Source organism: Paenibacillus sp. FSL L8-0663 (assembly GCF_038008125.1).
In the GTDB taxonomy this organism is placed as follows: Bacteria; Bacillota; Bacilli; order Paenibacillales; family Paenibacillaceae; genus Paenibacillus; species Paenibacillus polymyxa_D.
This window is the reverse complement of record NZ_JBBOYM010000001.1, coordinates 3,239,732-3,256,903: the sequence shown is the minus strand read 5'-3', so window position 1 is coordinate 3,256,903 and position 17,172 is coordinate 3,239,732. Positions and strand designations below refer to the sequence as shown.

At 46.8% G+C, this 17,172-nt stretch carries 12 protein-coding genes; all 12 read left to right on the top strand.

Going from position 1 to position 17,172, the window contains the following annotated elements; translation table 11 throughout:
* Positions 1–210 precede the first annotated feature (210 nt).
* Complete coding sequence (locus tag MKY75_RS13975; RefSeq protein ID WP_318627184.1) at positions 211–1,788, top strand: N-acetylmuramoyl-L-alanine amidase; 1,578 nt, start codon at positions 211–213, stop codon at positions 1,786–1,788.
* 296 nt (positions 1,789–2,084) lie between these two features.
* On the top strand, positions 2,085–3,584 hold the full coding sequence (locus MKY75_RS13970) for an N-acetylmuramoyl-L-alanine amidase family protein (RefSeq protein ID WP_318627185.1): 1,500 nt from the start codon (positions 2,085–2,087) through the stop codon (positions 3,582–3,584).
* Positions 3,585–3,629: 45 nt separating this feature from the next.
* Complete coding sequence (locus tag MKY75_RS13965; protein ID WP_029514971.1) at positions 3,630–4,280, top strand: GerMN domain-containing protein; 651 nt, start codon at positions 3,630–3,632, stop codon at positions 4,278–4,280.
* A 213-nt stretch (positions 4,281–4,493) separates the two neighbouring features.
* Complete coding sequence (gene nth, locus MKY75_RS13960; RefSeq protein ID WP_069010658.1) at positions 4,494–5,168, top strand: endonuclease III; 675 nt, start codon at positions 4,494–4,496, stop codon at positions 5,166–5,168.
* A 58-nt stretch (positions 5,169–5,226) separates the two neighbouring features.
* The gene (locus MKY75_RS13955) at positions 5,227–5,499 is read left to right on the top strand and encodes a hypothetical protein (RefSeq protein ID WP_013310628.1); all 273 of its coding nucleotides are present in this window, start codon (positions 5,227–5,229) and stop codon (positions 5,497–5,499) included.
* A gap of 481 nt (positions 5,500–5,980) precedes the next feature.
* The gene (locus tag MKY75_RS13950; RefSeq protein ID WP_340885683.1) at positions 5,981–9,631 is read left to right on the top strand and encodes a dynamin family protein; all 3,651 of its coding nucleotides are present in this window, start codon (positions 5,981–5,983) and stop codon (positions 9,629–9,631) included.
* 263 nt (positions 9,632–9,894) lie between these two features.
* The gene (locus MKY75_RS13945) at positions 9,895–11,670 is read left to right on the top strand and encodes an ABC transporter ATP-binding protein (protein WP_029518158.1); all 1,776 of its coding nucleotides are present in this window, start codon (positions 9,895–9,897) and stop codon (positions 11,668–11,670) included.
* Positions 11,667–13,505, top strand: a complete 1,839-nt coding sequence (locus MKY75_RS13940) for an ABC transporter ATP-binding protein (RefSeq protein ID WP_029518157.1) — start codon at positions 11,667–11,669, stop codon at positions 13,503–13,505. Before MKY75_RS13945 ends, MKY75_RS13940 begins: the two co-directional genes overlap by 4 nt.
* A gap of 130 nt (positions 13,506–13,635) precedes the next feature.
* Complete coding sequence (purT, locus tag MKY75_RS13935; protein WP_069010651.1) at positions 13,636–14,820, top strand: formate-dependent phosphoribosylglycinamide formyltransferase; 1,185 nt, start codon at positions 13,636–13,638, stop codon at positions 14,818–14,820.
* On the top strand, positions 14,813–15,274 hold the full coding sequence (locus MKY75_RS13930) for a GNAT family N-acetyltransferase (RefSeq protein ID WP_013310623.1): 462 nt from the start codon (positions 14,813–14,815) through the stop codon (positions 15,272–15,274). The genes purT and MKY75_RS13930 overlap by 8 nt, the downstream gene beginning before the upstream one ends.
* 207 nt (positions 15,275–15,481) lie before the next feature.
* Positions 15,482–16,222, top strand: coding sequence for a CAP domain-containing protein (locus MKY75_RS13925; protein WP_340885681.1), 741 nt, complete (start codon positions 15,482–15,484; stop codon positions 16,220–16,222).
* 227 nt (positions 16,223–16,449) lie between these two features.
* Positions 16,450–17,130, top strand: coding sequence for a TIGR00266 family protein (locus MKY75_RS13920; RefSeq protein WP_029518154.1), 681 nt, complete (start codon positions 16,450–16,452; stop codon positions 17,128–17,130).
* The last annotated feature ends 42 nt before the right edge of the window (positions 17,131–17,172 follow it).

The window sequence follows — 17,172 nt, the reverse complement described above, 5'->3', positions numbered from 1 at the left end:
AATACGAAGCCATATAGCTTGCTCATTTGTTAGACAGAAAGCCCGTACTGGCAATCCTTTTGCCTGCGGGCTTTTATCATGCTCAAAAAATAAATTGGAAAATAAGGGGTTGACGGTTCGACTCAGCATGGTATTGTAAATGTAAAATGGTTGAAGGACTGTGTCTGTGAGAAACACCAAAAAATACATATATAAGTTAGGGGAATGAGGATGAAGAAATATGGTTGGGTGATACTAGCGGCTATCTTGATTTGGTTGTGGCCGTCCTCCCCTCATGTGAACGCGGCTGGAGCAGATTTGTTTTTAGATGGCAAAAGGGTGGAAGCGCCTGCAGATGCCAAGCCTGAAATGGTCAATGGAAAAATCATGGTACCGCTAAGGGTGGTTGGGGAGCAGCTTGGATATCAATTCAAGTGGGAACCACAATCCTATAAAATCTCAATTCAAAAAAATAGTACCGATATGTCTATGTATGTAGGCCGTACATCGGCTGATGTGAATGGAAAAACAGTTAGTCTGGATGCACCTCCTGTGCTTCGGGGCAGCTCAACCATGGTTCCATTACGTTTTGTTGGGGAGCAAATGGGACTAAAAGTAGATTGGAATAATAAAAGTAAATCCGTAAATCTCAGTCAAAAGGCTGCAACTCAACAAGCAAATAAACAGTCACAATCCCAACCATCGTCGCAAACGTCAACACGGAGTACAAAAAGCACCAATAAAACGTCTTCAGCAACAGCGACGACAATAAACCCAGTTGAAGCAGATAAGCATACTGAAGCTGCATCTTCACCAACCAAGCAGCAAAATACAGAACAGACCGCAGCAAATGCGTTGGTTGTAAAAAATATTACTTTTGAGGGTGAAACGTTAAAGATTTCTCTGAATAAAGATGTTACCCCTAAAGTATCCAAAATGACGGGGAATGATCGTATTGTTGTAGATTTACCCGGGGCTTCACTGGCGACTGATTTTCTTCAGCCGTTCCCGATTCGCACCGATGGCACGCGGGCGTTGACGAATAGTGACAGTGAGGATGTGCAGGAAATTAGATTTGCTCCCGCAGATGGACGAGATGGGGGCGTACGCATTGTCATTGCTTTAAATCAGACACGTGATTACGATCTTTCAACCAATGGCCTAGGTGATATCACCCTTCAATTGCGTGAGCGTAGTGTGAATTCAGCAGTGGTAACACCAACGAATGTCGAAGGACGGCGAATCGTCGTAATTGATCCCGGACATGGTGGCAAGGACCCTGGGGCAGGTAGTGTGACTGGGCGACATGAAAAGGAATTTGCATTGGCGGTAGCGTTAAAGGTCGAGCAGCTTCTGCAAAATGATCCCGATATTCAAATCATATTGACTCGTAATGGAGATACGTATCCCACGCTGGATGAACGACCACAGCTCGCTAATAATCAGCAGGCTAGCGTGTTTGTTTCCATTCATGGTAACAGTATGCCAGCTTCTAATAACGGAAAAGCTAATGGGTCAGAAACCTATTATGCACGTCAGGAAAGTTTGAGCCTGGCCACGATCATGCACAAGCATCTTGTAGCAGCAACCGAGTTCAAGGATAACGGCATTAAAGTGGCAAACCATGTGGTGACGAGAAAATCACAAATGCCTGCAGTATTGCTGGAGTGTGGCTACCTTAGTAATATATCTAATGAAGCAGCCATGTTCACAGAAGAAACACAAGAGAAGATCGCTGAAGGTATTGTCGATGGGTTGAAGGAGTATCTCGGAACAGCAGGCACAGGAGCAACGGAACCACTTAACTAAGTGAGGTTTACAATAAAAGCTACTTTCCACCTTATTAATGAAAATTCATGGGGGTGAAAAGTAGCTTTTTTAGTTTTTTCGGCTGTGACTTTTGACGGAAAGCAAATGATCTATATTTTTAGTCAAAATTCGACAAAAGTAGTTCTTTGGCACGTATATTTCTGTTATGATGGAATATATTCGCAACTTTTGGTGTGAGATAACGTCTAAAAGGTTGTCTGATATTACATAAGCGCGTATATCAGGTCGCCGCACCGGAGCATGTGGCAAAAAAATTATGAATGGAAGGGTGACGAATGAAGAAATTTGGTTTTTTGTTGTTATTATTTGTCTTCATGTGGGCGGTTCCGGGTTATGGACATGCGGCTTCGAGTGGAACACAAATCTATCTCGACGATCAACAGTTAAGTGTCCCTAGTGGTGCTAAGGCACAAGTAATTGGCGGAAGTACAATGGTCCCGCTACGCGTAATTTCTGAAAATTTGGGATATGACGTGACATGGAAGCAGCAGGCGCGAACCATAACGATTGAGAAGGACAGTACCTTGATCCGAATGATAATCGGAAGTAAGACGGCGACTGTCAATGGAAGCGACATTAGTCTGGATGCTTCGCCTCTGCTGCGTTCCAATTATGCCCTTGTACCGCTTCGTTTTATCGGCGAGCAAATGGGACTGGACGTAAAATGGGACAGCAGCTCCAAGTCCGTAAAATTATATACCCGCAGTAGCGGGTCTGGAAACGGGGAATTTACACCTCCCAAGTCCGGAAATAACAGTACAGGTACTGGAAGTGTAACTGCACCAACGAATAATGCAAACTCAGGTGTTACACAGGTGCAGGGAATCAGTTTCAGCCAAAACCGTTTAACTATCGCAACAGCCAGTGCCGTCAAGCCGAAAGCGTTTACGATGACAGGCCCTGATCGGGTAGTGGTGGATTTGCCAGCGACTGCGTTTGCTGACAATTTCGGAGACCAGCAAAAGCTGGATAGCAGCTTAAATGGTTCGCTGGACATTGAGAATGAAGCGGATGTGTCCGGTATCCGTTATGCTTTATTCCAAAAGGAACCTTCAACGGTGCGCGTTGTTATTGATTTGAAACATGCCATGAATTATACCGCATATAATGATGGCTCGAATCGTGTTATCGTCGATCTGGCTTCCAAAGATTCAGTGAATACCATGCCAGACGCAACGTTACCAGATGGCTCACAGCCGGATGACACACAGACATCACCAACGAACAGCAATGGTAAAAAGGTCGTTGTTATTGATGCTGGTCATGGAGCAAAAGATTCTGGAGCAGTTGGTGTTTCGAGAAAAAACTATGAAAAGACCTTCAACTTAGCGATGGCTCTGAAAGTAGAAAGCATATTAAAGCAGAACCCCAAACTTGAGGTTGTGCTGACACGCAGTGATGATACATTCTTGGAGCTTAAACAGCGCGTAAAAGTAGCTGAAAACCTTAATGCTAACGTGTTCGTGTCCATTCATGCTAACAGCAGCGGTAGCTCAGCTTCCAACGGTACAGAGACGTATTACCAGCGTAGTGCAAGCAAAGCGTTCGCCAACGTTATGCACAAGTACTTTGCACCTGCGACGGGCCTAACAGACCGCGGCATTCGTTATGGCAATTTCCATGTAATTCGGGAAACGACTATGCCAGCCGTATTGCTTGAAGTAGGATATCTGAGTAATGCAAAAGAGGAAGCCACACTGTTTGATGAAGATTTTCAAAACCGGGTAGCTCAAGGGATTGCAGATGGAATCACAGAGTATCTCGACGTAAAATAAATCTTCAACAAATCGCTTGTCAACGTCAAGCAAGGAGGGGGACATATGAACAAGAAAATCGTAATTGCAGGTCTGCTGGCACTGTTTGCCATTGCAGGTGCAGGGTGTGCCTCTAAGCAAACAACGGCTCCTGCGACTCCATCTCAGGAAACACAAACTTCTAATGCACAAAATAGCACACCCGAACAGACGACCCCTGATCCATCGGCTCAGTCTGCTGAAAATAATGGGGCGAGTCAAACACCTGCATCTCCGTCAACAGAGCCTACAAAGACCAAGACGGACACGGAAAATTCAGGAGATCGACAAACACAACAGATTACGGTGTACTATACGGATACTCAAGAGAACGGCTTGAAAGAACAGAAAAAGGAAATTACCTATCCAAGCGAGCTGGAAAAGTTGCAAAAAGCGTTTGAAGCTCTGCAAAAGAGTGGGGATTCTGCTCTAATTCCGTTGTGGTCCGAGAAAATTTCCGTGCATAAGATCAAATTGGATAACGGTGCATTGACTTTTGATATTTCCCTGCCGGACGAGGCTCGATTGGGAGCTGGCGGCGAGGAATTGGCTATCGATGCCTTGAAGAAAACAATGTTCCAATTCAAGGAAGTCAAAACGCTAGATTTGCTCGTAGATGGTCAATCTCTAGAGTCCTTAATGGGGCATGTAGATTTGGATCATCCCATGAGTCGCTAACCGATCAGACGGTATGAAAATTTCTTGGGAATTTGCACACTTTTCACGTGCAATCTGTGACAGATAATGATAATATAGGAGTGTATTTCTCGCCTATGCAGGCAGTCATGCACAAATAGTATTCGTTTCTTTCCGGATGATTATTTAGAGTGACCGTCTTGATGCGGGCTATCCCGTATCAAGACGTTTTTTTTGGTAGGAGGTAGGATTTCCGTGAATGCAGCAACCGCACGTCATATATTGGACACCATCGGTACGATGTTTCCGGATGCCCATTGTGAGTTGAACCATGACAATGCTTTTGAATTAACGATCGCCGTGTTATTGTCTGCTCAATGCTCCGATCAGATGGTCAATAAAGTAACGGCAGACCTGTTTCAAAAATACAACTCACCTGAGGATTACCTAGCTGTTCCTCTTGAGGAACTGGAGCAGGATATTCGCAGAATCGGCTTGTACCGAAACAAGGCCAAGCATATTCATAACCTCTGTCGTATTTTAATAGACCAGTACGGGGGAGAGATACCTTCGGAGCACGATCAACTGGTTAAGCTACCCGGTGTTGGCCGCAAGACGGCTAATGTCGTTGTATCTACTGCTTTTAATGTACCAGCTATTGCGGTAGATACGCATGTAGAGCGCGTTTCCAAACGACTCGGCTTTGCAGGGTGGGATGATTCAGTGCTTGAGGTGGAAAAAAAGCTGATGAAGAGGGTTCCTAGGGATGAATGGTCTTTGACCCACCACAGGCTCATTTTTTTCGGGCGCTACCATTGTAAAGCTCAAAACCCTCAATGTCAGGTGTGTCCGTTGCTTGATGTATGCAGGGAAGGCAAGAAACGTATGAAAACGTCTCTTATCAGAAAAGATAAGGAACGTAGAGCTTAAAGACCCACAAAGGTAACAAGAGGGTTTAACCATTTATGTGTAGAAAAGGATGAAGAGTATGAAGTGCATTTCGGTATATACAGACAATTTTGAAGCATTCTCTGATATTTTTGAGCAAATTGTAACAACAGAATTTGCTGAAAACGAAGAGCGCGAGCTTGAGGGAATCACGGTTAGTCATTCCGGTGATGTACCTGAGCATTATCTGGAGCGTATGTCACAAAAGCCAGAAGTGGTCGTAATGAAGGATAAATCCCGTGGGATTACGATTTTACAGCATGGTCAAGTATTTGAAATTTTGCTGCCAGTGCTTGAGACTGCAGCCAATTAAGTTCAATTAGCGGACGACATGCGTTGCATGTTCCGGTATAGGCGGCTCGGCTGGTTTAACCAGCCCGAAGGCGCATATATACACGAACCTTGCAGACCATCCTGATGTGGATAGAGCCTCTTCCAATGAAGTGTGCATACATTTTGTACCCTGAATTATGGTGTCTCGTTCCGCATGTTCCAAAAGGTGAATGTACGTAATGAGCAGGCTCACCCGTTGTTTACATATCTTGCTTCGTCGTTGTCCCTTGAGGGCTTTGATAAATGCATTCGGTTGCCTAAATACTTATTCCTAATGATCCGTTTTGGACAGAATAAAATGAACTTTTTGTTATCATGTACGAAAACAGCGTTCCCTAAAGCCAGGTACTGGCGGGGAGCGCTGTTTAGTTTTTTTGATGTGATGATTCTCACAATGGCTTAGGAATGCTACAATATAGCTATTTGGTGCAGACAAGTGATAAGGAGTGGAACCGTAGCTTATGATGCAAACGATTACAGGGGATGCGGGAAAGTGGTTGGATACGATAGAACAGATACAGAATACACTGCGTAAAGCCGGGGATGAAGCGGGAGCGAAGGCGGTAGGGGATCTGCTGGAAAAAGCATATGCGCAGGAGCTGACCATTGCCTTTTGTGGACATTTTTCAGCGGGTAAATCGAGCCTGATTAACAGCCTGTGTGGTAAAACCGTCCTGCCATCTGGACCGGTGCCTACGAGCGCTAATGTAGTGTCCATCCGTTATGGACGTCCGAGAGCACTCATTCATCCAGCCCAAACAGCGGAAAATCCAGAGCCGGAAAGCATGGAAGCCTCCCTGTCCGAGCTTGCTGAGTATTGTAAAAATGGTGGAGCCTATGAATCGGTTCAAGTGTGGGAGGATGTTCCCATATTATCTAACGGAGGAGTGCTGCTGGATACACCCGGCGTCGATTCCACAGACCACGGACATGCGCTGGCGACACATTCTGCTTTACATTGGGCAGATATTGTTTTTTATGTAATGGATTACAACCATGTCCAATCTGAAAATAATTTGTCTTTTGCCAAAAGTTTATCGGATTGGGGCAAGCCGTTATATTTGATCATCAATCAAATCGATAAACACCGGGAGCGGGAGCTTTCATTTACACGTTATCGTAATGAGGTGGAGACTAGCTTTCACGCCTGGCAAGTTCATTATACGGACATCCTTTTTACTTCCTTGAAGGAGCAGAATCATCCATGGAACCAGTGGAAACAGTTGACGCACCTGATTCCGAAATTGCTGGAGCGAAAAACAGAGCTTTTGGCATACAGTTTAGTGTCCTCTATGCATCATTTGGTAGAGCAACATGTAGAGACTGTGCAGTCAGCTGAAGAAGAGGAACTGAACACACTGCTAAAAGAAGCGGGTGGGGAAGAAGCCATTTTGCGGCTGGATATAGAGCAGAAAACCTTGCAGCAAGAAGACGAACACTGGAAGATGCTCCCGGAGCAGGAGCGTAAACGGCTGCGTCAAGAGCTGGATCATCTACTGGAACACGCACATTTGACGCCAGCGGAGCTACGTGAAGCCGCAGGCGAATACTTAGAGAGCCGCAAGCCGGGCTTCAAAACAGGACTATGGTTTGCAGGAGGAAAGACTGAGCGAGAAAAGGAAAGCCGTTTGGAACGGCTGACAGGAATGCTGACTGATCAGGTGGAGGGACAATTGCTTCCTCATGTACGGGAGCTTCTGCGGTCTTGGGGTGACGGTCAGGGGTTGTGGACCTCTGCGATGGAGCAGGAGCTGGATGGCATCCGTCCTGTGATAGACCGGCAACTGGTAGAGCAGACGGTGAAGGAAAATGCGTTGTCGCCAGAGTATACGTTAAACTATTGCAAGGACCTACGCGCTGCTGTGACCGCCGATTGCCGCCGCAAGGCGCTGACGCTGCTAGACCGCCTGCTGGCCCAGCTAGCAGTGCGAGCCAAAGCCCGCCGCGCGGCTCTCGCAGAGAAGCACACTGCGCTGTTGGCGCAGGCGGAGGCGGCGAGCCGCTACAGCACTCGCGTGCAGGCCTCGGCTTCGCATGCCACCCTGTTGCGCAGCTTGCTGCCGCAGGCTTCCGCGCCAAGCGGGTTGCCCCGTGCGGACGCGCCTGTACCTGCGTCCGATACCGCCGCTGCTGCGGCGCCAACGGGCGTTGCGCGCCCTGGCATCGCTGGCCCGCGCAACGCATCGGCACAGCCGCTAGCAGGGACGGCGGCAGCACAGCCTGCCGCTGGAGGCCGCCGCACGCGGTTGGATGCAGCAGCGGCCCAATTGAAGGCTGCCGCTGCCCTCGTAAGTCCGTACCCTGCCATGCAAGCGGCGGTACGGGATTTACATGCCCGCGCTGCTGCGCTGGAGGGCGGGCAGTTTACGCTGGCGCTGTTCGGAGCGTTCAGCGCTGGGAAATCCAGCTTCGCCAACGCTTTGTTGGGTGAAGCTGTGTTGCCCGTATCGCCGCATCCGACGACAGCGGCGATTAACCGCATAATGGCGCCTGCAAGTGCTGAGCGCCATGCCACGGCTGACGTCCATATGAAATCAGTGGAGGCGTTGCGGGAAGATCTTAAATACTCATTTCGGTTATTAGGATTGGGAGAGCCAGAGGCAGCGGGCTGGCAAGAAGCCGTTCATGCTTTATCTCCGGAAGGCATCCATCCTGCGGGCAGGCCTCATTATAGTTTTTTAAAGGCTGCCGCAGCCGGATGGGAAGAAGCTGAAAGCTTGCTGGGACAACAGCTTCAGGTGAATTTAGAGCAGTATCGAGATTTTGTCGCGTCTGAGCACAAATCATGCTTTGTGGAGCATATTGACCTTTATTATGATTGCGCTCTGACCCGTCAGGGCATCGTGCTAGTGGATACGCCAGGAGCGGATTCTGTGAATGCACGGCACACAGGCGTGACCTTCAACTATATGAAGCATGCGGATGCTCTTGTATTTGTCACATATTATAACCATGCGTTTACGCAAGGCGACCGGCAGTTCCTGAATCAACTAGGTCGAGTCAAAGAGACCTTGGCACTGGATCAGACGTTTTTTATTGTTAATGCATCAGATCTGGCTTCTTCTGAAGAAGAACTGCATTCTGTTACCCGGCATGTACAGGAACAACTACAGGCGAATGGAATCCGAAAACCACGTATTTATCCGCTTTCCAGTATGCTGGCGTTGGAAGCTACCGAACAGGGAGAGGCTTCGCTGCGTTCAGCTTCACGTTTTGATGCATTTGAAGATGATTTCTCGGCATTTGCAGCCGAAGAGCTGGCAGGTTTGTCCATCGCTTCTGCTACGCAGGAACTGGCCCGGCTGCGGAAACGCATAGAGCAACATGCAGCCGATGCCCGCTATAGCGTGGAAGAACGGGAGATACGATTAGAGCGATTAACTCGCATCCGTGGGGAATTGGAGCATACGCTCCTAGGCCTGACTGATAGCAACGGTGCATCTGTGTTATCGGGCGAGACCGATGAACTGCTGTATCATGTACGTCAAAGGCTGTCCTATCGGACTGGAGAATTTATGGCAGAGGCGTTTCATCCATCTGTTCTGCGTGAAGGAGTAGGTGATCTTCGTTCGGCTTTTGCATCTTGTGGTCGTGAGCTGATGCGTTTAATCGAACTGGAGCTGTCTCAGGAATTACTGGCAACCACACTCCGGCTGGAAAAAACGGGACAAACTTTGGTGCACAAGGCTATACAACAGTGCGTAGAACACATGAACCATCAGTTGCCAGGACTAGATTGCACAATTCCTGAATCGAGAAAATGGGCTGTTCCCGAGCTGAAGGAAATTTCCCTGCAGGAGTCCATTCATTGGAAGGATTATTGGAATAGCTTTAAAAATCCAAAGCTATTTTTTGAAGGAACTGGTCGAGCGAATCTACAAACCAAACTGGAGCCGATATTACGCGAGCGAATCGGGGAAGCTGTGGATCAGCAACGTGAACGAATGTCTTCTTTTTACGTTACGCTGATGCAGGAGGAACAATTGTGGCAGAAAGCTCAGCTTCGAGAGCAAATGCTGGAGACGACTCGTGGCATGGAGCATGCCCTTATAGGCGGTGAGCAGCCACAGGTTTGGGAAGAGCTTGCTGGCAAGATTGCGGCTTTGGAGTAAAGATAAATATGTTCACCAATGATTAAAGATCAGGACACCGGGTTGTGGGACAACCCGGTGTTTTATGCATACTCCAAAAAGTAAGCAATACTGAGTAAATAGCCACATTCAATAATAAGAAAGCGATTTAATTTGTCTAATCACCCACCAATTGATAACCTGCCTGAATACGGCTCGTTATCCTCTTTGCCGCCTTGGAATGCGAATGGTAAACTTCACTAAGCCATATAACAACGTCGTGCAACTAATGGAGGGACATTGACATGGAAGTGCTCAGGCAACTGCAAGTTTTTTTTCGCGAGAGGAGACACTATCTGTTTCTTTCTATTTTATGCCTTGCGATAGCGACGGCTCTGGGACTGGTGTATCCGAACCTGCTCCAAAGGCTTATTGATAACGCTATCATCCCAGGTGACTTCGGGAAAGTTCCGGCGCTGGCTCTGACTGTGCTGGGAGTAGTCATCATCAAAGGGTTCATGCAATTTTTACATGGTTTTTTTGGTGGACGGCTAGGTAACTACCTGGCATACCGCCTCCGCAATGCTTGTTACGAAAAGCTGCAATTTCTGTCTTTTAGATATTATGACACGGCCAAAACGGGAGATCTTATGTCTCGACTGACTGGTGATTTGGAGGCAATTCGTAACTTTATCGGATTTGGTTTTGCCCAACTCCTCAATGTGCTATTGATGGTCGTATTCGGCTCTATGATGATGCTGTATATTAACTGGCAGCTCACCCTCATTACGATGATCAGCATGCCATTGCTACTCTTCGTCACATTCAAGTTTGAATCCCGGATTCATCCCACCTTTCAGGAAATGCGGATTGCCCTTAGCGCCTTGACGACAGCAGTCCAAGAAAACATAACAGGTGTGCGAACCGTCAAATCTTTTGCCCGCGAATCATATGAAGTTGAGAAATTTTCAGTACGTAATGAGCAATACAAAAGTAATCAAATTCAAGCTGCTTCCTTATGGAGTCGGTTCTTCCCTGCTATGGAACTAATTGCTTCTGTCAGTGTGGTCCTTCTGTTGGGCATGGGCGGGTATCTGGTCATTCAGAAGTCAATGACCTTGGGGCAGCTCGTCGCTTTCTTTAGCTTAATTTGGTATATTATCGGCCCCATCTGGAGCATTGGCTTTCATATCAATAACTATACGCAGTCCAAAGCATCCGGTGAAAGGGTCCTGGAACTGCTAAATCAGTCCATAGATGTAACCGATGAAGCCGGAGCACTTACACTCGATGCCGATCAGGTGGAAGGACATGTTACGTTTGAACATGTTACCTTTGCTTACGGAAATAAGCTTCCTGCTGTTGTTGACATCAATTTAGACGCACCGCCGGGATCAGTCATTGGAATTTTAGGAGGAACGGGGTCAGGGAAGTCTACCATTATTCAATTACTCATGCGTGCTTATAATGTGAATGCAGGAAGTATCAAGTTGGATGGCAAGGATATACGTCACTTGAAGATTCGTGATTTGCGTGCTCAAATTTCTTCTGTGTTTCAGGAGACGTTTTTGTTTTCGTCCTCTATACGTAATAATATTTCATATGGTTTAAGCCATGTCAGTATGGATGACATCATACGCGTTTCCAAACTGGCTCAGGCGCATGAATTCATAACTGAACTACCGCTGGGATATGACACTGTCGTTGGAGAACGTGGATTGGGACTGTCCGGAGGGCAGAAACAACGGATCGCCATCGCGCGCGCACTACTCAAAAATCCGAAAATTCTGGTACTGGATGATGCTACCAGTGCGGTCGATATGGAAACAGAGCATGAAATACAGACCGGTTTTCAAGAGGTTATGCGTGGTCGAACAACATTTATAATCGCTCATCGAATCTCTTCGCTTCGCCATGCCAATGAAATTGTGGTGCTTGAGGAAGGACGAATCGTCCAGCGTGGAACACATGAACAGCTTATTGCTACTCCAGGTCCATATCAGGATGTGTATCATATTCAATACGCCGATTACATAGCTCAGGCTCCAGACGGTGTATCCGAAGGGCAGGTGAGACCATGAATATACCCGCAGAAAAAGCCAAACCGTTAAAAAAACCGACGAATGAGCGCTTTGTCTATCAAGATGATGATGTCATTGATAAACCGTTTAACTGGTCAGAATTCAAACGTTTGCTGGCATACATGAAGCCCTATGCCCGTCAGATTCTGCCGATCCTTCTGGTCATGATGATTCTTGGTACCATTACCAAACTGACGGTTCCTTATTTGATCAGTCTGGCCATTGATAAGGCAATTGCTCCCGCATGGCCTGCATTACCCAGCGTAAAGTTACTGCTGCTCATCACGGGTGCCGTGCTCTTGTTATATTTAATTCAATGGGCAGCCAGCACGTACCGCATTAAATTCACCAATATTATCGGTCAACGGGTTATTTACGATTTGCGTGAAGATTTGTTCAAGCATATTCAAAAGCTATCCTTTAACTTTTTTGATAAGAGACCGGCAGGTTCTGTATTAGTGCGCGTGACGAATGACATTAACTCGCTACAGGATCTTTTTACGAACGGTGCAGTGAATGTCCTGATTGACTGCGTACAGCTTATCGGAATTATTGTCATTTTGCTGCTTATTAACTGGAAGCTCGGTTTGGCAGTAATTGTGACCGTTCCGATCATGTTTTTGATCTCGACCAAGCTGCGCGTTCGCATCCGTCGCGCTTGGCAAGAAGTGCGTATGAAGAACTCGCGTATCAACTCTCATTTGAATGAGTCTATTCAGGGGATTCGTGTGACACAAGCGTATACGCAGGAGCAGGAAAACATGGCTTATTTCGACGACATGAACAGCTCTAGCAAAAAATCGTGGGATAAGGCTTCTGCCATGAATCAGGTTTTTGGCCCACTTATTGATATTACCGGAGGATTTGGTACGCTTGTGCTATTCTGGTTTGGAGCGCATTTAATTCAGACAGATCAGCTTACAGTGGGGCTGCTGGTTGCGTTTGCCAACTATGTTGGGAACTTTTGGGAGCCGATTAATCGGCTGGGCCAAATGTATAATCAGTTACTGGTTGCGATGGCTTCGTCAGAACGAATTTTTGAGTTTATGGATGAACAGCCGAATATTGCAAACAAACCGGGAGCAAAAGCCTTGCCACCCATTCGGGGTGACATCCAATTTGAAAAGGTCATTTTTGAATATGAGAAGGGACGTCAGGCGCTTAAAGGTATTAGTCTTTCCGTCGAAGCGGGTCAATCTATAGCGCTTGTGGGTCACACCGGCTCAGGTAAAAGTACAATTATTAATCTGCTCAGCCGTTTTTATGACATTACGTCAGGGAGGCTTACGATTGACGGTCAAGATGTGCGTGATGTAACGGTGGAGAGCTTGCGAAGCCAGATTAGCATCGTGCTTCAGGATACATTTATTTTTTCGGGGACGATACGCGATAATATCCGATTTGGCCGTTTGGATGCAACGGATGAGGAAATTGAAGCGGCTGCGAAGGCGGTCAATGCTCATGAATTCATTGTTCACTTGCCAGCTGGCTATGAAACAGAAGTAGAGGAGCGGGGGGGAATGCTGTCCATGGGCCAGCGACAGCTCTTATCCTTTGCTCGTGCCTTGCTGGCTAATCCGCGAATTCTTATTCTGGATGAGGCCACAGCCAGTATTGATACAGAAACGGAGCTGAAAATTCAGGAGGCTCTTCAGGTTTTACTGGAAGGCAGAACTTCTTTTATGGTCGCTCACCGTTTGTCTACCATTCGAAATGCTGATCATATCGTTGTACTGGATCATGGGGAAATCCAAGAAAGTGGTAATCATGAACAATTGATGAAAAAACATGGAATATATCGGGGGCTGGTGGAAGCACAGTTCAGATTTTTGTAAAAAAAAGATCAAAAAATCGCGTTTTTTGTAAATTTAAATGCCGAGCACTATTGCATTCTTGGAGCTAAACCCTGAAAATAAAGATGAAAAGAGATCAGAGCAATTTTCGTCAGAGGGGGAAGAGTTCAAGATGTGGGGTGCTCCTTTTTCTGCCAAGGCTAAGAAGATGCTGCTGCTGGGTAGCGGCGAATTGGGAAAAGAAGTCATTATTGAAGCTCAGCGGCTTGGCGTGGAATGTATTGCTGTTGATCGCTATGAACTGGCTCCAGCAATGCAGGTAGCCCATCGCTCTCACTGTCTGGATATGCAGGATGCTGAGGCGTTGAAGGCACTAATTCGTGAGGAAAAGCCCGACATAATTGTACCTGAAATCGAAGCTATTGCTACGGGTGCTTTGGAAGAATTAGAGCAAGAAGGATTTCACGTAGTACCAACGGCCCGTGCCGCCCGTCTTACGATGGACCGGGAAGGTATCCGCAGGCTGGCTGCCGAGAAATTACAGCTTCCGACTGCTGCCTATCGTTTTGCAGATAACTTTGAGCAGTTGCGGTCGGCGGTTCATGAGCTGGGCACGCCATGCGTGGTCAAGCCCTTGATGAGTTCGTCGGGTAAAGGGCAGTCTGTATGCCGGGCAATCGAAGATGCAGAATCCTGCTGGAATACGGCGCTGGAAGGCGCGCGTGCCAAAACTACACGTGTCATTGTTGAAGCTTTTGTCCCGTTTGAGAGCGAAATCACCTTATTGACCGTCAGATCGGTTTCGGGTACGACTTTTTGCCCACCGATTGGCCATATTCAGAAAGATGGGGATTATGTCGAATCCTGGCAGCCCCATGGCATGACGGACAAGCAACTTTCGGAGGCGGAAGACATTGCCCGTACGATTACGGATGAACTGGGTGGTTACGGATTGTTTGGCGTAGAGCTATTTTTAACGGCTGATGGCGTCATATTCAGTGAAGTATCCCCTCGTCCGCATGATACAGGAATGGTGACCATGATCACGCAGGATTTGTCGGAATTTGCACTTCACGTGCGAGCCATCCTCGGATTCCCGGTGCCATCTGTTACGTTGCTTACACCAGGAGCCTCAGCTACTTTGAAGGCAGAAGTGGCTACGCGGGATTTTGTAATAAGCGGTCTGCATGATGCATTATTGCTACCCCGGACACAGGTGCGAGTGTTCGGGAAGCCAGAAACCAAGCCGGGTCGCCGGATGGCTGTAGCGCTTAGCGCTGCAGAAGATGTGGAAACAGCACGGAAGACGGCCAAAGAAGCTGCTAATATGCTGAAAGTGGAGGTAAATCATGTCTAACAATGTGATGATTCCAGTACTGACAATTCGTTCCGTAGAGCTTGGCGATTGCGAAGCCGTAACAGGACTACTAAGAGAAGTCGGATACCCGATGACTTGTGGTGTAATGAAAGAAGTTATGGGAACAACGCGGGAGGACAGTCAAGCGAATATGATGGTTGCAGAAATGGATGGTCGTGTTGTCGGAGTTATCGGCATGCATACGGCTCAAAGCTTGGCTTATCCTGATCCTGCCGTACAAATCACCATGCTAGTCGTGAGCGGGGAGTATCGCGGCGAGGGCATTGGCAAGCGCCTGGTGGCTTGTGGTGAGGAGTGGGGACGTGCGCAAGGATGCTATCATTTATTCATTACTGGAGCGAATAACCGCATCAAACAAGTAGAGGCCCGGGCTTTCTACAACCGAATCGGCTTTGAAAAGCAAGGCTACCGTTTCAGCAAAAAGCTTAGATAATCAGCCTACAACAAGACAATTTAATACTTAAAGCCTCACTACTTTTAACTTAGTTCCGCATGGTTCATTCCGAGCGGGGCTATTTTTTTTCCAACTTTTATACCATTGATCCTGCTATAAAACATGATATACTGCTAGAGTAAAGATTACAAAGTTGTAACCGGACGCGTTCACACCAAGGCATTTATACAACAAGGAGATGACGAAATGAAGAATATGTTGAAAAAAACACTTGTGATGGGAAGTCTAAGCGCCATTTTATCCGCAGGATTCATCGTTCCGGCATCAGCTTCACCAGCTGACGATTTGACTGCCCAACTACAACAGTGGTTTCAAAATAACGGATATACCGTCAATATGTCCAACGGGACGACTACGATAACAAAGACCGTAATTAAGGATGCATCTGAAAAGGACAAGGCTAAAAACAAAACAGCAAATCCTTCATCCGGCAAGCAAACAACAACCAAACAAGGTAGCCAAAAGGCTTCGCACTCTAGTAACAAGCAACAGGCCCAAAAACAAAACACAAATTCAGGCGCGAGTCAGTCTGCAGGGTCTGATGCACAACTCAGCAAGTCCCAATTTGCAGCTGAGGTTGTAAAGCTTGTAAACAACGAGCGCAGCCAAAAAGGTCTGAAGCCCCTTACATCTAATGCGAAGCTTACAGAAGTAGCCTTAGCCAAGGCGAAGGACATGAGCACGAACAATTACTTTTCCCATACATCTCCGACCTACGGTTCACCCTTTGATATGATGAAAAAGTTCGGTGTAACTTATACGTATGCGGGTGAGAATATTGCTATGGGACAACAAACACCACAAGAAGTAATGAAAGCTTGGATGAACAGTCAGGGACATCGTGAGAATATTTTGAAGGCAGAATATACGCAAATCGGTGTGGCTTACTACAATGGATATTGGGTACAAGAGTTCACACGTAACTAAGATGATAGTAAATACGTTCGAAACGTCATGCCGCTGTTATGAAAAGATAGTGGCATGACGTTAATCTGGAGACCCGCTGACACGTTCAGCGGGTCTTTTGGTGTCTCTTATTCCTCCACAGGCATAACCCTTGCTTTATACCAGAAAAGACATAAGGGACGTATTTATAGTATGATAGCAGCAAGTTGAATGGATAGCAGACTATTTATGGAAAGCTAGGTGAGCAAATGAGCTACGAAATTGTGCATGAAGGTGCCTTTGCTATGCTCAAGGTGCAGTTGAACCCCGGGGAAATGATTAAAGCGGAAATGGGAGCAATGGTTTCCATGTCTTCCAGTGTAGATATAAAGGGGACAGTAGACGGTGGACTGTTACGTGGTTTAGGCAGAATGCTAAGCGGAGAAAAATTCTTTTTTCAAGAACTGAGGGCAGCCCGTGGGCCGGCTGAAGTGTTGTTAGCCCCTGCCAGTATAGGTGATGTACAAGCGGTGGAATTGGATGGCACGTATAGGTTGATGGTCCAAAAGGACGGTTTTCTAGCTTGTACAGAAGGCATTGAGGTTAGCACCAAAATGCAAAACCTGATGAAAGGTTTATTCTCCGGTGAAGGTTTTTTTATCGTAGAAATCAGTGGTCGAGGTACGGTATTCCTATCCTCTTATGGAGCCATTCATCCCATTTATATCGCGCCAGGAGAGGAGCGTATTATTGATAATGCTCATCTGGTGGCATGGCCGGATTATATGGATTATAAAATTGAAAAAGCATCGAAAGGCTGGTTGTCCAGCGTAACGAGTGGAGAAGCGCTTGTATGCCGTTTTCGCGGTGAAGGAACGGTACTGATACAAAGTCGAAATCCGGGCAGTTTTGGACAATGGATCAAAAGTTTCATACCTGATAGCAAATAGTTTGATTCGTTTGATTAGAGAAGAGAGGATAAACTGTTCGCA